This window comes from Marinobacterium rhizophilum (genome assembly GCF_024397915.1).
GTDB classification, from domain to species: domain Bacteria; phylum Pseudomonadota; class Gammaproteobacteria; order Pseudomonadales; family Balneatricaceae; genus Marinobacterium_A; species Marinobacterium_A rhizophilum_A.
In genome coordinates, this window is record NZ_CP073347.1 from 3160010 (window position 1) to 3176889 (window position 16880).

The following is a 16880-nucleotide window of genomic DNA, read 5'->3' on the forward strand; positions in this document are numbered from 1 at the left end:
AGGATTCCACCATGGGCGATTTTTACCAGAACGGCATTATCACCACCTTGCACAACCTGTCCCACCGACCGCTGGAGGAACTGGAGCGCGAACTGCTGGCCTTCTCCAAAACCCGACCGATGGCGCTGATCCTGCCCTGCCTGTACTCGGAGCTCGAAGGCGAGGCCATGCCCAACATCCTGCGCCACCTCAAGCAGGTGCCCTACCTGTCGGAGATCGTGATCGGGCTGGATCGCGCCAACGAAGAGCAGTACCGCGCGGCACTGAAATTTTTCTCTGCCCTGCCGCAACCGCACCGGGTGCTGTGGAACGACGGCCCGCGCCTGCGCGCCATCGACGGGGCGCTCAAGGGCGAGGAGCTGTCGCCGCTGCAACCAGGCAAGGGGCGCAATGTCTGGTTCTGCATGGGCTATACCCTGGCTGCCGGGCGGGCAGAATCCATCGCCATGCACGACTGTGACATCCTGACCTACGATCGCGAGCTGCTGGCGCGGCTGATCTACCCGGTGGCCAACCCCAATTTCAACTACGAATTCTGCAAGGGCTTCTATGCCCGCATCGCCGACCACAAGATCAACGGTCGGGTCAGCCGGCTACTGGTTACGCCCCTGCTGCGGGCACTGAAGAAAGTATTCGGCAATCTCGACTACCTCGAATACCTGGACAGCTACCGCTACCCGCTGGCCGGCGAGTTTTCCTTTCGCCGCGATGTAATGAACGACATCCGCATACCCAGCGACTGGGGGCTGGAGATCGGCGTACTCAGCGAGATGACCCGCAACTACTCCAACAACCGCCTGTGCCAGGTCGATATCGCCGACGTTTACGACCACAAGCACCAGGATCTCTCACTGGACAGCGACGAAGCCGGCCTGTCCAAGATGTCGATCGACATCACCAAGGCGATCTTTCGCAAGCTGGCCACCAACGGCATCGTCTTTAACCAGGAGACGTTCAGGACCATCAAGGCAACCTATTTCCGCATTGCACTGGATTTCGTCGAGACCTACCGCAACGACGCCGAAATCAATGGCCTGAAGCTGGACATCCACCTGGAGGAACAGGCGGTTGAACTCTTTGCCGGCAACATCTTCAAGGCGGGCAACCACTTTCTCGAAAACCCGATGGAAGCACCCTTTATTTCCAGCTGGAACCGGGTTCACAGCGCCTTCCCGGGCGTGCAGCAGCAGCTGATCGCCGCCGTCGATGCCGACATGGCGCAGTACGGCCGCGGCTAAACCCGCCCACAGGAGCGCAGCCATGACACCCCTGCAGCAACGCATCGCCGGACACCTGCAACTGCTTTATCCACAGCTGGATGCGATGGAGTTCGCGCAGGAATGCCTGGCACAATTCGGCCTGGCGGCCGACGCCCCGTCGCCGACGCCCCACCGCAACCTCTGGGACCAGAGTGATGTGGCCGTGATCACCTACGGTGACAGCCTGCGTTCGGAGCACGAAGCGCCGCTGCACAGCCTGCTCGGCTTTCTCAACACCCGCCTGCAGGACTGCATCTCCACCGTGCATATCCTGCCGTTCTTTCCCTACAGCTCGGACGACGGCTTCAGCGTCATGGATTACACCACGGTCAACCCGTCCCTGGGCAACTGGGACGACATTGCCCGGCTTAGCCGCCACTTCAAGGTCATGGGCGACCTGGTCATCAACCACTGCTCCAGCCGCAGCCTCTGGTTCGAGAACTACAAGCAGGGCGTCGAACCCGGCGCCGGCTACTTTGTCGAGGCCTCGCCGGACACCGATCTCAGCGCCGTGGTGCGGCCCCGTACCTCGCCGCTGCTGCGCGAGGTCAAGACGCCCGGCGGCGAGCGCCACCTCTGGTGCACCTTCAGCCACGACCAGCTCGACCTCGATTTCCAGAACCCCCGGGTGCTGCTGGAGTTTCTGAAAATCATCCGGCTTTATCTCGACAAGGGCATCCGCTGGTTCCGCCTCGATGCCGTTGCCTTCCTGTGGAAAACCCCGGGGACGCCCTGCATCAACCTGCCCGAAACCCACGAAGTCATCCGGCTGTTGCGGCTGATGATCGAACACCGTGCCGCCGATGCGGTGATCGTCACCGAGACCAATATCCCCAACCGGGAAAACCTGACCTATTTCGGCAACGCCAACGAAGCCCACCTGATCTACAACTTTTCGCTGCCGCCACTGCTGATCAATACCCTGATCACCGGCTGCTGCAAGCACCTGAAGAACTGGCTCATGACCATGCCACCAGCGCAGTACGGCACCACCTACCTGAATTTCATCGCCTCCCACGACGGCATCGGGCTAAGGCCCACCGAAGGCCTGCTCAGCGACTGGGAACTCGATACGCTGATCGGCACCCTGCAGCGCTTTGGCGGCCACCTCAGCTCGCGCACCACCCCCGGCGGCGCAACCAGGCCCTACGAGATCAATATCAGTTTATGGGATGCGTTTCGGGGCACCGCGGCCCAGGGACCGGATCAATGGCAGTTCGCCCGTTTTCTCTGCGCGGCGGGCATCATGGCGGCACTGGAGGGTATTCCTGCATTTTATATCCACAGCCTGTTCGCCACCGAAAACGACGATGCCCGCGTCGAGCACACCGGCAGTTTCCGTTCAATCAACCGCCATATCTGGCAGGCCGAGGACCTGGAAAGCGCACTGAGCAGTGACACCCACCACCGGCAAGTTTTCGATGCCATGCGCAAGCTATTACGCCTGCGCCGCCAGCAGCCTGCGTTCCACCCCAACGCCACCCAGTACACCCTGCATACCGGCGAGGCGCTATTTTCCTTCTGGCGCCAGAGTATCGACCGCCACCAGAGCCTCTTTGCCGTCTACAACATCAGCGATACACCCCAGACCTTCAACCTGTCGGAACTGAACCTGATTGCCACCGACGAGTGGGTGGACCTGATCAGCGGCGAGCGGTTCGAGGACCCAGTCGCCCAGGTCAGGCTGATGCCCTATCAGTTCCTCTGGCTGAGCAATCGGCACGACTGACCAACTGTACGCCCGGGCACTGCCACCAAACGACAGGAGGCCACCAGACGGTGGCCTCCTGGGGTTGGCCGCATCCTGTCAGGCAGCATTGCCCTTGGAGCTGTCGTGCTCCAGCACCGGTGCGCTCGTATTGATGCTGATAACACGGGGTTTCATGGCCTCCGGAAGCTGCCGCTGCAAGCCTATGGTCAGCAAGCCGTTGTTCAGCTCGGCGCCGGTGACCTCGACATGATCAGCCAGATTGAAGCGACGCTCAAAACTGCGGGTCGCTATACCCTGGTAGAGATAGCGGCTGTCGGTATCCGTATCGGCCCTTTTGCCACTGACGCTCAGCACACTGTTCTCGACCTTGAGTTCCAGTTCTTTTTTACTGAAACCGGCTACGGCCAGGCTGATGGCGTAGCGGTCATCATCAATGACTTCGATGTTATAGGGCGGATAACCACTGGCTGTCTGGTCAGCGCGCAGTGAACTGTCCAGCAGGGCTGCGAGACGGTCGAAACCGATACTGCTGCGGTAGAGCGGCGTAAAATCGATCGTATTCATGACATATCCTCCTTCGGAGCGATAGGAAACAAAAACAACCTTGCAGGCAACCGATCCCATCGAGACCCGGCCCCTGCACTTATTAGATAAGGACGACGCGGCGCAGTTTCAAGCCCCTAACCGCGCCATGCTGCGCCCGTAACCGGCGGGATTAAAGCGCACACTGAGCAGCAGCATGCACAGGGCAATGGCGCCGTGCAGCCACCAGGCATCGACGAAATCACCCCCGCCATCACGCAGCGCGCCCACCAGCCAGGGGCCGGCGGCGGTGATCAGAAACCCGATTCCCTGCACAAAGGCCGCCAGGGCGCCGGCGGCACGGGCCCCCGGCAGATGATCAAGGCTGACAATCAGGCAGAGTGAAAAGCAGCCGCCCAGGCCAAAGCCCGCCAGCGCCACCCAGAGCCAGGGCGCGGCCTGGGGCAGCAGGGCAAAGCCCGCAAACCCCAGCAGCTGCAACAGCATGACCCCGTAGAGTCCGGCGCGCCTGTCCAGCGAGCCACGCACACTGAGGGGCATCAGCAGCGCTGCGGCAGCCTGGAACAGCGCCATCCAGGCCAGCAAGCTCCCCGCAGACTGCGGGTCCATGCCCTCGTCGACATAAAAGGACGGCAGCCAGGCCACCAGGCTGGCATAGCCACTGTTGGCCAGCCCGAAATACAGTGCCAGCAACCAGGCCCGCCGATTGCCAAAGAACCCCCGCAGCGATAGCGCCACGACCGCTGTGTCCTGCTCGCGGGGAGCCCGCCAAAGCCAGAGGCCCCAGGCCAGCAGTGCTGGCAAGGCCCAGAACGCGAGCCCCGGGCGCCAGTCCGTATACAAGTGGGCCATGGCCGGGCTGAGCAGCGCCCCCATGGCACCGCCCCCCACCAGTGCCGCCGAGTACAGCCCCATGGCCAGTGCGATACGCCCGGCGAACCAGCGCTTGCAGACGCCCGGCATCAGCGCCTGCACCGTGGCCACCCCGGTACCGGCCAGCACCGCGGTCAGTAGCAGACCAGCGGCCGAATCCGCCAGCAGGCGCGCACCGCAGCCCAGCGCAAGCAACAGCAGGGCACCGAGCAGGGTGCGTTGCTCGCCAAAACGCCGCGCCAGACCGGCACCGGCCAGGGCCAGCAGCCCCATCATGATAAAGGGCAGGGTTGTCAGGATCGCCGCCAGGCCATGCCCCATGCCGGTATCGGCCTGCACGGCCTTCAGTACAGGCCCGACGGAGGTCAAAAAGGGCCGCAGGTTCAGCCCCACCAGCACCAGCAGCATGAAACCGCCCAGGCCCGCGACAGGCGCCGCACACGAAGATGGAGATGGGGCCACGGCGAGCTCTGCCGTGCGAGGCTGCGCGGGTCGGTTCATGGGGTCTCCCTGGGCGGGTTGCCGATTCTGGCCAAAAAGGCGCTCACAGGCAGCACGACCTTTGCGCAGCCTGACTGGCTTCAGTCTAAGGCTTGGCATTACTATTCATAAATGAAATATCCAACTAGCTACCAGTGGAATACTCAATAATGTTTGCGACTCTCGATCCCGTCCTGCTGCGCAGCTTCGTCGCCGTCGTTGAAAGCGGCAGCTTCACCCGTGCCGGCGAGCGGGTTCATTTAAGCCAGTCCACCGTCAGCCAGCAGGTACGTCGCCTGGAAGAACAGCTGGGTTGCTCCCTGCTGGACCGCCGCGGCCGCCATGTACGGGTCAGCGAACAGGGGCAGCACCTGCTGGGCTATGCCAGAAGACTGCTCAGCCTGATGAACGAAGCGGTCGCACAGGTGCAGGCCGGGGACCACTCGGGGGAACTGCGTATCGGTGTGGCGGAGGATTTTGCCGCCGAACGCCTGACCCCGACGCTGGCGGCCTTTGCCAAGGCACATCCCAATATCCGGCTGGAAGTCAGCAGCGACCTGAGTTCCCGCCTCTGGCAGCAGTTTAGCGCCGGCGCCTTCGAACTGGTCCTGATCAAGCAACGCCAGGGCCAGGCGGCGGCCCAGGCCTGCTGGCCCGAACCGCTGGACTGGTGCGACAGCGCCCAGGCCCCCAGCTGGCAACGGGACCCGCTGCCGCTGGTGATGTTCCCCCAGGGCGGGCTCTACCGTGACGAAATGATCCATGCACTGGAAAGCGCGGGCCGACGCTGGCGGATTAGCTACCTCAGTGCAAGCCTGGTGAGCCTCGGCGCCGCGGTGGCCGATGGCCTGGGTGTCAGCCTGCTGCCCCGCCGCCTGGCCCATCCCGGCCACCTGCGCCTGCTGCCGGACCAGGGGTTTATCGCCCCCGCCTCCATTGAACTTGCGCTGCACTACCAGAGCCCGGCACCGGCACGGGTCGAGGACCTGGCGCAGCGACTGATCGCTCTGTGTTCACGCTAGCAGAGCCTGGTCTGCCCCGCAGTATATTGGCCGTAGCGCGGCGGCGGCGGCAATCACACTGCCAGCGGCTTTGAAAACCAGCGATTCCAGCGCGCATTCACCCAGAGCGAGAGCCCGATAACGCTCCCTCCCAGGGCAAGGCGCAGCAGATCAGCGTCACGGTTCCAGATCAGCAGGTTGACGATCAGGCCCGCCGGCACCAGGGCATTGTTCATGATGCCCAGGGTACCGGCATCCACCTTGCAGGCGCCGCGGTTCCAGAAATAGAACCCCAGCCCCGATGCGACGATGCCCAGCCAGGCCAGTACGCCCCATTGCAGTGCGGTTGCCGGCAGCTTGTCGGCATTGCCCAGCAACAGGTAGGACGGCAGCGCCACCAGCAGGGCTCCTGCGAAAAAGTAGCCAAAACTGCGCCAGGCCGGCAGATCAGTGGGATAGCGGCGCATCAGGTTGGCATAGCCCACCTGGCCGGCGGCAAAGGCGATATTGGCCAGCTGCAGCAGCACGAAGCCAAACAGAAAGTCGTCGCTCAGGCCATCGTAGCGGATGATGCCTGCGCCCAGTACGGCCAGTGCCGTTGCCACCAGCGGCGCCAGTGAAAAGCGCCGGTTCAGCGCATCGTCAATCAGCGTGACATAGAGCGGCGTGAAGATCGTAAACAGCAGCACCTCGGGCACGCTGAGGTATTCGAACGAACGGTACAGGCACAGATAGGTCAGGCCAAACTGCAGCATCCCTACCACGGTAATGCCGCTGCGCAGGGGTGCCGGAATGCCGCGCCAGCGCGTCAGCGGCAGGAAAATCAGTCCCGCCAGCAGAATACGGGTGGTCACGGCAAAGTAGCTGTCGACCTGGCCTGCCAGGTACTCGCCGATCAAGCTGAATGAAACGGCCCACAGCATCGTCACCAGCAAAAGATTCGTCATATTCTCCCAAGTCCTGTCATTACACCAAAGCTCGGCTATTTTAAGGTAACGCCGTCGTAAAACCATGATTGAATTCAATGGGTTCATCCCATATTCATTCACTTGCGACTAAGCTTCATGCAGGCGTAAAAACCACAGGCCAAAACCGGCACCTGTCGGCACAGCCTCAAGGAGGTTTTCCATGTTAATGCAGCAATCCCGTATCGTTCGTTCTGTTGTCGCCCGTCTCATGATGGGCTGCATGCTACTCATCTCGGGTCTGGCCCAGGCCGCGCCCGTATCTACCTCATCCCTGATCGCGCCCCAAAGCGTCGTGGCCAGCGATGCGGATCGCGAAAAGCTGATGACCCTCATTCAGCGCGATGATATTGCAGAACAGCTCAGCGCCTATGGCGTCGATCCCATTGACGCACAGATGCGTGTTGCTGACATGAGCGCGGCGGAAGTCGCCGACCTTAATCAGCAGATCGACTCCCTGCCTGCCGGTGCCGGCGTTCTGGGTGCCGTTGTGCTGATCTTTATCGTCTTCATCATCACCGACATGCTGGGTGCGACCAATATCTTCAACTTCGTCCACCCTGTCCGTTAAGTCTATGCTGCGTCCACCCCCCGCCGTCTTGCTGACGGCGGGCATTCTTTGCCTGCTGCTGCTCGGCGGTTGCGCCACTCGCCTTGGCCACGACCAGCTCGAAACCCTGTCCGATACCCTGCCCATCTCCGTTGAGCTGACCGAGGTTCCGTTTTATCCACAGGAACTCTACCAGTGCGGCCCTGCTGCCCTGGCCACGGTGCTGAACAATGACAGCCCGCGCACCACACCCGATGCCCTGGTCCCCCAGATCTATATCCCCGAACGCGGTGGCAGCCTGCAGATCGAAATGAAGGTCGCCGCACGGCGTCATGGTATGCTGGCGATGGAAGCGCCGACCAGCCTGCAGGGGTTGCTGGCGGAAGTTGCCGCCGGACGGCCCGTGGTCGTGCTGCAGAACCTGGGGCTGGATATCATTCCGCGCTGGCATTATGCCGTGATCGTGGGCTATGACCTTCAGGCACAAAACGTGATCCTGCGCTCGGGCACCGAACAGCGCCGCATCACCCCGCTGGGACTGTTTGAACGCACCTGGGCGCGCGGTGACCGCTGGGCGCTGCTGGTGTTGCCCCCCTCGCAGCTGCCGTTACAGACAGAGCCGCTGAATGTCGTGCGGGCCGCCCTGGAACTGGAGGCCTCGGACCCGCAAGCCGCGCTTGGCAGCCTGCACAGCGCCAGCCAACGCTGGCCCGATGACTACCTGGTATCCATGGCGCTCGGCAATGCAGAACTGGCCGCCGGCCACGCAAAACCCGCCAGCCAGGCGTTTCGCCAGGCACTGCGACAAAAAGCCGAAGCGGCCGAGGCCTGGAACAACCTCGCCTACAGCCTCAATGCTGAAGGCTGCGCCCGCCAGGCCCTGCAGGCGGTCAACTGCGCGGTGCAACTCGCACCGGCCAACAGCGCCTTCCAGGACAGCCTGCAGGAGCTCTCAGTGCGCCCGACGGCCACTGCACGCAATGCCCAGTGCACGGCGCTGCCGCGCTGCCCGGCGAGCCAAAACTGAAAAGCGGCCGCCACGGGCGCAGTGCAATAAAACTGAAATCAGAATCGCGTACAAATATGCCTTGCCGAAATGAACATACCCAAGAATAAATGGAGAACGAACCCATGGATCACCATAAACTGAGCACCCAACTCAGGCAGCTGCTTAAACAGGGCTACTCGAAAGATGAAATTCGCAACCTGGTCATCGCCCCCCGCGCGGCGGTGGAGCAGGCGCTGTGCGAGCTCCAGTCCCAGCACAACCGGGAACAGCAGCAGGCTCGCACACTCCGGGGACAGGCCGATTTTGCCATTTCACTGCGCCGCTGAGCGCAGCTGAACAGGGGCGACAGACCCCGACTCAACCGCACAAAACCAGCCGCTGCAGTCCCGCCCATACCCCGCTTTATACCATCGTTCAGGCCGTGTTCACTGCCAATAGTCTATTTACAATAGCGAGAGACTGGTCCTAAACTTCGGTAGTTTTTGAACCGACTCATGAGCCTTGAGGAATAACAACGATGAAAACAACTCTGATTCTGGCAGCGGTTGCTGCACTTTCCCTGCCGATGAGCGCCAATGCTGAACGCAGCGGGGAAGAAGTCTACAACACCAAATGTGGCGTCTGCCATGCCGCCGGCATCGCCGGTGCGCCCAAGCTGGGCAACGCTGAAGAGTGGGCTCCCCGTGCCGCCAAGGGCGTAGATGGCCTGCTGGCCAGCGCCAAGAACGGCATCAATGCCATGCCGCCCATGGGCACCTGCATGGACTGCTCTGATACCGAGATGACCGCCGCCATTCAGTACATGCTGGACGCCGCCAAGTAAGGTCCGCGCAGCATGCAGCCATAAAAAAACCGTCTCACGACGGTTTTTTTATGGCTGCAAGTCCCACCTCAGAAAATCTCATTCGGGCGCAGCCCCTGACCTTCAGTGTCACCCTCTGGCCTGGACTCCAGCGGCAGCAGGGCTTCTTCGTCCTTGCCCTTTTGAATCACGATTTCGACGCGCCGGTTCAGGCTGCGGTTTTCCGCTGTGTCGTTGGGCACCAGCGCATGGGTCGCCGCCAACCCACTCACGGTAAAGCGGGACTGGTCCATGCGGCTGTCGGCAAAGAGTTCATGTGCCACCGCCAGCGCCCGGGCCGCCGAAAGATCCCAGTTCGACTCGAAACGCCGGCCCGAATAGGGGATGTTGTCGGAGTGACCCTGCACGGCAACGCGTCCGTTCACATTCAGCAGGACATCGCGGATCTTGGCAATAATGGGAATGGAGTCGAACTTGAGCTCGGCCGAGCCCGAATCAAAGGACCCCTTCTCCTTCACCCGGATAATGATCTTGGCGCCGTCGGTTTCCACTTCGACCGAACCATCGCCGATTTCCTTGGCCAGCGCGGCAGCAAACTCGATCGCCTCCTGCTCCGCCTCCCTGGCGAGCTGTTTAAGCAGCGCTTCAACACTGCCTCGGAATTTGTCCGGCGTATCGTTTTCGCCCTCCTTGGAGCGCACATCCAGCGTATTCAGATCGCTGTTGATGGTCATCTGACGCACTTCGTTCAGCGGCGTCGGCTCCGGTCGCCCGGGGCTGAACTCCTGTGCAATGACCGAGGTGCCCTTGGGAATGTCTTCGACCTTGATCTGATTCTGTACCCCGAAGGCCTCGCGCATCGAGCCTGCCAGCTGCTTGAACTTGAGCACATCCATTTCCGAAAAGGACAGCAACAGCACGAAGAAGCACATCAACAGCGACATCAGATCGGCGAAAGTCGCCAGCCAGGCGGGCAGGCCGGGTTCGCAGGGCGGACATTCACATTCTGTTTGATCAGTCATAGGTTGGCTATCCGGCAGCTTCGGCTTCTGCCAGACGTTTTTTCTCCGGCAGGTAGTTGCGCAGCATCTGCTCGATCACCCGCGGGTTTTGACCGGCCTGAATGGCCAGCAGGCCGTCAATCACCAGCGCCTGGTTCAGCGCCTCCTGATCCTTGCGCACCGCCAGCTTGTCGGCAATGGGCAGCACCAGCATGTTGGCGATCATGGCGCCGTACAGGGTCGTCAGCAGTGCCACCGCCATGGCCGGACCGATCGACTTGGGATCGCTCATATTGGAAAGCATCTGTACCAGACCCACCAGGGTACCGATCATGCCCATTGCCGGCGCCACGTCTCCCATGGCCCGAAAGATTCGGCTGCCGAAATCGTGTCGCTCGACCGTCAGGCGCATTTCCTTGTTCAGCAACATGCGCACGATATCGGGATCATGACCGTCGACCAGCAGCTGGATGCCGCGCTGCATAAAGGCGCTGGCCACTTCCTTCTCTTCCAGCGACAGCAGGCCGCCCTTGCGCGCCGCATCGGCCAGTTCAACGGTTTCGTTGATAATGTCTTCCGGGTTCTGGGACTTGAACATGAAGGCCTTGGCGGCGATTTTGCCCGCCGCCAGGAACTGCTGCAGCGTGTACTTCATCAGTACCACCAGCAGGGTGCCGCCGACCACGATCAGCAACGAAGGAGGGTTGACGAAAATACCCACATCACCGCCAAGCACCATGGCCATGATGACAATGCCCATTGATCCGATCAAACCGACAAGCGTTGCGATATCCACGGGTTTCTCCTTAACTGCGAACAGGCGTATTATCGGCTACGCCGCATGATAACAGAATTTTAATCGAGCACACCTGTGCAGCGATTGTTCGATCCGGCCTGCGGGCCGGATTGACCCTGCTGCGATGCTCTAGTACTTTTTACGCCTCATTGATCACGGGTAAGCCTGATGCCACGCACGAAAAAGACTCCAGACTTCGAAACCTCGCTGACCGAGCTTGAGCAGCTGGTGAATCGCATGGAACAGGGTGACATGCCGCTGGCCGATGCACTGCAGGCATTTGAGCAGGGTATCGCCCTGACCCGTGATTGCCAGGGCATACTCGATCAGGCCGAGCAGAAGGTGCGAATGCTGGTGGAAAAAGACGGCGAGCTGCAAACCGTTCCCTTCACCGACCCCGAGGATGCCTGATCCGTGGCTCTGAACTCTCTGCTGCAACAGTACGCCGAACGCGTTGAAGGCGCGCTTGATACCCGCCTGCAACACCGCAGCATCGAACCCCGCCTGCAGGAAGCCATGCGCTACGCCCTCTTTAATGGTGGCAAGCGCATCCGTCCCGGCCTGATTTACCTGTGCAACCAGCTGCTCGGCGGACAACTCGGCGCCGCCGATGCGCCGGCCTGCGCCATGGAGGCCGTCCACAGCTATTCCCTGGTGCATGACGACCTGCCGGCCATGGACGACGATGATCTGCGCCGGGGCAAGCCCACCTGTCACATCGCCTTCGATGAGGCCTGCGCCATCCTTGCCGGCGATGCGCTGCAATGCAGCGCCTTTGAATGGCTGGCCCAGCCCCAGGACGCTCTGCAACCACGACTGCAGGTGCGCATGCTGGCAATACTGGCCCAGGCGGCGGGTGATCGCGGCATGGTGGCAGGGCAGGCCTTCGATCTGGCCCATGTCGGCCAGAGCCTGACACTGGAACAGCTGCAGCAGATGCACCGCCACAAGACCGGCGCCCTGCTCACCGCCTCGGTGGAGCTGGGAGCACTGTCCGCCGGCATCGATGCGGGCGACAGATACGAGGCCCTGCGCCGCTTTGGCAATGCCATAGGCCTGGCCTTCCAGGTACAGGACGACATCCTCGATATCGAAGGCGACACCGCCACCCTGGGCAAACCCCAGGGCTCCGATCTGGCCCAGAACAAACCGACCTTCCCGGCGCTGCTGGGCATGAGCGGCGCCCGGGACAAGCTGCAGCAGCTACATGCCGAAGCCCTCGATGCCCTGGCAGCCTTTGGCAGCGAAGCCGATCCGCTGCGCGCCCTGGCCGACTATATCGTCAAGCGGGATCACTGATGTTCGAACAGATTCCGCTGCAGCGCCCGCCAACCCCGCTGCTCGATCGTATCGACACCCCGGAGCAGCTGCGCCGGCTCGACGCCGACCAGCTGCCGGAAATCGCCGAGCAGCTGCGCGCCTTTCTGCTCTACAGCGTTGGCCAGACCGGCGGGCACTTTGGCGCAGGACTCGGCGTGATCGAGCTGACCATCGCCCTGCATTACTGCCTCAACACGCCGGATGATCACCTGATCTGGGACGTCGGCCACCAGTGCTACCCTCACAAGATCCTGACCGGCCGCCGCGAACAGATGTTCAGCATGCGCCAGCAGGACGGCCTGGCACCCTTTCCCCGCCGCGCCGAGAGCCACTACGATGCCTTTGGTACCGGCCACTCCAGCACCTCGGTCAGCGCCGCCCTGGGAATGGCCCTGGCCGATCGGCTGCAGGGTAACACCCACCGCGCCGTGGCCGTGATCGGCGATGGCGCCATGACCGCCGGCATGGCCTTCGAGGCACTGAACCATGCCGGTCATACCGGCGCCGACCTGCTGGTGATTCTGAACGACAACGACATGTCGATTTCCCATAACGAAGGCGGGCTGGCAACCTACCTGGCGAAGAACCTCAAGCAGCGCACCGACACCAATGTGGCGGCACCGCTGTTTGAAGCCCTGGAGTTTGCCTACACAGGTCCCGTGGATGGGCATGATTTTACGGCCCTGTTGCCGGCGTTGCAGCGGGTGCTCGGCGCCAAGGGCCCGCAGTTCCTGCACATCGTCACCCGCAAGGGCAAAGGCTTCGCACCCGCCGAAGCCGACCCCGTGGGCTACCACGCCATCACCAAGATTGAACCGGTGGCCAAACCCAGCCCCCCCGCCAAGGCCAAGTTCGCCAATATTTTTGGCCGCTGGATCTGTGACCAGGCCAGCACCGATAGCCGGCTCGTGGCCATCACCCCGGCCATGCGAGAAGGCTCGGACCTGATCGAGTTCTCGACACGCTTTGCAGAACGCTACTTCGACGTCGCCATCGCCGAACAGCACGCCCTGACCCTGGCAGCGGGACTCGCCTGTGGCGGCATGAAGCCGGTGGTAGCCATCTACTCGACCTTCCTGCAGCGCGCCTATGACCAGCTGGTACACGACATCGCCATCCAGCAACTTGACGTGCTGCTGACACTGGACCGGGCAGGCCTGGTAGGCGAGGACGGTTCCACCCATGCCGGCCTGTTCGACATTGCCTGCCTGCGTACCCTGCCGGACATGCTTATCATGACGCCCGCCGATGAGCAGGAGCTGCGCGATCTGCTCTATACCGGCTATATGCACCCGGGGCCGGCGGCGGTGCGCTACCCCCGCGGGGGAGGCCCGGGACTGGTTCCAGGCAATGCCATGACGGCGATTGCGCTGGGGCAGAGCCGCACACTGCGTGATGGCAGCCGCGCGGCCTTGCTCAACTTCGGCCCACTGCTGCCCCAGGCGCAGGCCGTCGCCCAGGCGCTGAACCTGACGCTGGTGGACATGCGTTTCGTGAAACCGCTGGATGAAAGCAGAATTGCGGAGCTCGCCGCCAGCCACCGCCTGCTGGTCACGCTGGAGGATCACGCGGTTCAGGGCGGGGCGGGGTCGGCGGTAGCGGAGTATCTGCAGACCGCTGGCCTGCGGGCAGGTCTGCTTTGTCTGGGCGTACCCGATCGCTGGATCGAGCATGCCTCACGCACTGAGCAGCTGCTGGAATGCGGCCTCAGCGCGGACCAGATTGTCCGGCGGATCGAGGAGCGACTGGACGCCTGAGTCAAGCCGGCCGCGCACGGGGTGCAGGCCGGGGCCTGGTTCAGTTTTCTTCTTCGTCGTCGCGAAAGTGGTGCTCGGTCATCATGTGACCCAGCTTGCCCATCTTGGTGGCAAGATACTGCTCGTTGTGTCGGTTCTTGCCCACCTGCAGCGGCACCCGCTCGGATACCGGCACACCATACTGCTCCAGCGCCTTCACCTTGCGGGGGTTGTTGGTCATGAGCTTGACCTGCTGCACGCCCAGATGCTCCAGCATCGGCAGACACATGCTGTAATCGCGCATGTCGGCAGCAAAGCCCAGGCGCTCGTTGGCTTCCACCGTGTCGGCCCCGCCATCCTGCAGATGGTAGGCACGGATCTTGTTCAGCAAACCTATGCCACGCCCTTCCTGACGCAGGTACAGCAATACGCCGCAGCCTTCTTCACTGATGCGCTTGAGTGCTTCCTGTAGCTGAAAGCCGCAGTCACAGCGCAAACTGAACAAGGCATCGCCGGTCAGGCACTCTGAATGAGCCCGGGCCAGCACCGCAGTGCTGCCCGCCACGTCCCCGAAAACCAGGGCGACATGCTCCTTGCCGCTGCTTTCGTCCTCGAAACCCACCATAGTGAAGGTTCCCCAGGGGGTTGGCAATTTGGACGATGCAACATATTTAACTGACACAGACCCGATCCTCAGCGAACGAAGGCGCACATTTTAACAGCAGCCTTCCCGTCAGGCGACGTTTGGATGATTTCCCATAGATGGAGGCAGGCAAGGGCTTTTACAAGGGGCTGGGCGCACTGTCCCGACCCATGCTGGTGCTCAGATCCAGTCCCTGGCGACGCGGCAGTAACAGCCGCACCTCCAGCCCCCCCAGCTCCGCACGCTGCAGATCCAGTTCGCCGCCGTACTGGCGCACAATTTCGGTCACGATGCTCATGCCAAGGCCATGGCCGGCACGGGACTCGTCAAGCCGTTCGCCCCGCTGCAGCAGGCGTTCGCGCTGATCCGCCGCCACGCCTGGGCCATCATCGGCGATGCGCAGGTCCAGGCAATGCTCGTCCATCATGCCCGTGACCTGCACCCGGCTCTGTGCCCACTTGCAGGCATTGTCGAGCAGGTTGCCCAGCAGCTCGACCAGGTCATCCCGTTCACCGGGAAAATAGCTGGTGGCCGAAATGCGGGTATCAATCTGCAGCTTGCGGTCGCGATGTACGGCATGCATGGTACGCACCAGCTTGTCGAGTTCCTGCTGCAGATAGATCCGCTGCCCCGGCAGTGCCGCGCCGGCGATGCGGGCGCGGCGCAGCTCCCGCTCCATCAGCTCGCGCAGATGCCGCGACTGCTCTCGCAAGGCTTCGGCCTGTTCCGGCGCGATACGCTGCAGCGCCTCGATCTGGCGGTCCAGCACCGTGAGCGGAGTCTTGGCAGCATGGGCCAGGTTACCCAGGGCGTTGCGCGAGCGGGTCAGGCGCATTTCCATGCTCTGCACCAGATAGTTGATCTCGGTGACCAGCGGCTCCACCTCGATGGTATCGGCCTCGGGCAACTGGCGTATTTCGCCCTGTTTCAACTGGTTCAGCTGGCCACCCACCCTCACCAGGGAGCGCAGCCCGCCGCGCACCACCAGGATCTGCGCCAGCAGCATGCCACCGAGAAACAGCGCCACCACCAGCATCATGCCCCAGCGCAAGCGCGTCAGACCCGATTCGATATGACTCACATCCGAGGCCAGCAACAGGCGCAGCTGGCGACCATCCTTGGTGAAAACCTCTTCACGCACCAGCCAGGGCTTGTCGTGCTTGTTCAGCAGCCGCAGCCCCTGGTTGCCCACCGCCTCACCGCCTTCAAGCGGAATGCTCTCATCCCAGAGTGAGCGCGAGTAATGCCATTTGGGGTCATCACCCACCTGGAACTGGAAATAGTGGCCCGACATCGGCTGCTCATACACCGGCGCCACATACTGCGCATTGATGCGCCAGCCACCGCTGTCGTCCATCTCCACGGACTTGAGCAGCACATAGGCTTCACTGCCCAGACTGGCGTTAACGAAATCGTAGGCGGTCTGGCGCAGAAACCAGCTGTAGGACACCCAGAGAATCAGGCACAGAGCCAGGGTAATGAGCACGAAAGCGCTATTGAGACGGGTCTGGATGGAGGCTTTCACGGCCGGAAAACGTAACCCTGGCCGCGCCGGGTCTCGATGCGGTCATGGCCGATCTTTTTGCGCAGCATCTTGATGTAGGCCTCGATCACGTTACTGTCGTTTTCGACCGCGTCATCGTACAGATGCTCCACCAGCTGCAGCTTGGACAGCACCCTGGCGGGGTTGTGCATGAAATAGCGCAGCAGGCGGTACTCGGTACCGGTGAGACTGACCGGTGCCTGCCCTTCGGGCACCACGGACTGGGTCTTTTCATCCAGCACCAGCCCGGCCACCTCCAGGGCCGCACCGGCCTGCTGGTGCACCCGGCGCAGCAGTGCGCTCATGCGCAGCAGCAGCTCTTCGGTATGAAAGGGCTTGCACAGGTAATCATCGGCACCGGCCTCGAAACCGTCCACCCGCTCCTGCCAGGCCGAACGGGCAGTGAGAATCAGTACCGGCAACGCATTCTTGCGCTTGCGCCAGTTATCCAGCACTTCCAGCCCCGGGCGTCCCGGCAGGCCGAGATCCAGCACCGCGATATCATAGATATCCTCGTAACCGGCCGCTTCCGCATCCACCCCGTTATCGACCAGGTCCACGGCATAACCGCTGCGCGCCAGCTCCTGTTTCAGGTCGGGCCCCAGTACCGGGTCATCCTCTACCAGCAGTACACGCATCGCCAACAGC

The 16880-nt window shown here is 62.2% G+C and carries 18 protein-coding genes; 10 read left to right on the plus strand and 8 right to left on the minus strand.

Features of this window, described 5'->3' with window-relative positions; all coding sequences use genetic code 11:
• The first annotated feature begins 11 nt into the window (after positions 1 to 11).
• Positions 12 to 1238, plus strand: coding sequence for a glycosyl transferase (locus KDW95_RS14200; RefSeq protein ID WP_255852476.1), 1227 nt, complete (start codon positions 12 to 14; stop codon positions 1236 to 1238).
• A gap of 22 nt (positions 1239 to 1260) precedes the next feature.
• Complete coding sequence (locus KDW95_RS14205) at positions 1261 to 2988, plus strand: alpha-amylase family glycosyl hydrolase (protein WP_255852477.1); 1728 nt, start codon at positions 1261 to 1263, stop codon at positions 2986 to 2988.
• Between the two features lie 78 nt (positions 2989 to 3066).
• Here the strand turns inward: KDW95_RS14205 and KDW95_RS14210 are convergent, their stop codons facing one another.
• Complete coding sequence (locus KDW95_RS14210; protein WP_255852478.1) at positions 3067 to 3534, minus strand: Hsp20 family protein; 468 nt, start codon at positions 3532 to 3534, stop codon at positions 3067 to 3069.
• Between the two features lie 108 nt (positions 3535 to 3642).
• Entirely contained in the window at positions 3643 to 4887 is a 1245-nt protein-coding gene (locus tag KDW95_RS14215; protein WP_255852479.1) for a cyanate transporter, read from the minus strand.
• 149 nt (positions 4888 to 5036) lie between these two features.
• On the opposite strand from KDW95_RS14215, the gene KDW95_RS14220 reads away from it, so the two are divergent.
• Complete coding sequence (locus KDW95_RS14220) at positions 5037 to 5888, plus strand: LysR family transcriptional regulator (RefSeq protein ID WP_255852480.1); 852 nt, start codon at positions 5037 to 5039, stop codon at positions 5886 to 5888.
• A gap of 53 nt (positions 5889 to 5941) precedes the next feature.
• Here KDW95_RS14220 and KDW95_RS14225 read toward each other — a convergent pair whose 3' ends face one another.
• Positions 5942 to 6814, minus strand: a complete 873-nt coding sequence (locus KDW95_RS14225) for a carboxylate/amino acid/amine transporter (protein WP_255852481.1) — start codon at positions 6812 to 6814, stop codon at positions 5942 to 5944.
• A 181-nt stretch (positions 6815 to 6995) separates the two neighbouring features.
• Here KDW95_RS14225 and KDW95_RS14230 point away from each other — a divergent pair, with 181 nt between their 5' ends.
• The 4 genes from KDW95_RS14230 (at position 6996) to KDW95_RS14245 (ending at position 9214) form a co-directional block, all read left to right on the plus strand.
• Positions 6996 to 7403 (plus strand): PA2779 family protein, encoded by a 408-nt coding sequence (locus KDW95_RS14230; protein WP_255852482.1) that lies wholly within the window; start codon positions 6996 to 6998, stop codon positions 7401 to 7403.
• Between the two features lie 4 nt (positions 7404 to 7407).
• On the plus strand, positions 7408 to 8409 hold the full coding sequence (locus KDW95_RS14235) for a PA2778 family cysteine peptidase (protein ID WP_255852483.1): 1002 nt from the start codon (positions 7408 to 7410) through the stop codon (positions 8407 to 8409).
• Positions 8410 to 8513: 104 nt separating this feature from the next.
• Positions 8514 to 8717, plus strand: coding sequence for a hypothetical protein (locus KDW95_RS14240; protein ID WP_255852484.1), 204 nt, complete (start codon positions 8514 to 8516; stop codon positions 8715 to 8717).
• Positions 8718 to 8908: 191 nt separating this feature from the next.
• Positions 8909 to 9214, plus strand: a complete 306-nt coding sequence (locus KDW95_RS14245; RefSeq protein WP_255852485.1) for a c-type cytochrome — start codon at positions 8909 to 8911, stop codon at positions 9212 to 9214.
• A gap of 68 nt (positions 9215 to 9282) precedes the next feature.
• Here KDW95_RS14245 and KDW95_RS14250 read toward each other — a convergent pair whose 3' ends face one another.
• Together KDW95_RS14250 and pomA are read right to left on the minus strand one after the other, a co-directional pair.
• Positions 9283 to 10215, minus strand: a complete 933-nt coding sequence (locus tag KDW95_RS14250) for a flagellar motor protein MotB (protein ID WP_255852486.1) — start codon at positions 10213 to 10215, stop codon at positions 9283 to 9285.
• Between the two features lie 7 nt (positions 10216 to 10222).
• Positions 10223 to 10990 carry a flagellar motor protein PomA gene (gene pomA / locus KDW95_RS14255; RefSeq protein ID WP_255852487.1) on the minus strand — a complete coding sequence of 256 codons (768 nt, stop codon included), beginning with the start codon at positions 10988 to 10990 and terminating at the stop codon, positions 10223 to 10225.
• Positions 10991 to 11158: 168 nt separating this feature from the next.
• On the opposite strand from pomA, the gene KDW95_RS14260 reads away from it, so the two are divergent.
• From KDW95_RS14260 to KDW95_RS14270, 3 genes are read left to right on the plus strand one after another with little or no spacing between them, the layout of a single operon-like run.
• On the plus strand, positions 11159 to 11401 hold the full coding sequence (locus tag KDW95_RS14260; protein WP_067286079.1) for an exodeoxyribonuclease VII small subunit: 243 nt from the start codon (positions 11159 to 11161) through the stop codon (positions 11399 to 11401).
• 3 nt (positions 11402 to 11404) lie between these two features.
• A complete protein-coding gene (locus KDW95_RS14265; protein ID WP_255852488.1) occupies positions 11405 to 12289 on the plus strand; it encodes a polyprenyl synthetase family protein in 885 nt (294 codons plus the stop codon).
• Entirely contained in the window at positions 12289 to 14067 is a 1779-nt protein-coding gene (locus KDW95_RS14270) for a 1-deoxy-D-xylulose-5-phosphate synthase (RefSeq protein WP_255852489.1), read from the plus strand. Before KDW95_RS14265 ends, KDW95_RS14270 begins: the two co-directional genes overlap by 1 nt.
• A 40-nt stretch (positions 14068 to 14107) precedes the next feature.
• On the opposite strand, the gene ribA is transcribed toward KDW95_RS14270, so the two are convergent.
• From ribA to KDW95_RS14285, 3 genes are all read right to left on the minus strand, one after another.
• On the minus strand, positions 14108 to 14671 hold the full coding sequence (gene ribA, locus KDW95_RS14275) for a GTP cyclohydrolase II (protein ID WP_370646628.1): 564 nt from the start codon (positions 14669 to 14671) through the stop codon (positions 14108 to 14110).
• A gap of 157 nt (positions 14672 to 14828) precedes the next feature.
• A complete protein-coding gene (locus KDW95_RS14280) occupies positions 14829 to 16214 on the minus strand; it encodes an ATP-binding protein (protein WP_255852491.1) in 1386 nt (461 codons plus the stop codon).
• The gene (locus tag KDW95_RS14285) at positions 16211 to 16870 is read right to left on the minus strand and encodes a response regulator transcription factor (protein WP_255852492.1); all 660 of its coding nucleotides are present in this window, start codon (positions 16868 to 16870) and stop codon (positions 16211 to 16213) included. Before KDW95_RS14285 ends, KDW95_RS14280 begins: the two co-directional genes overlap by 4 nt.
• Between the last annotated feature and the right edge of the window lie 10 nt (positions 16871 to 16880).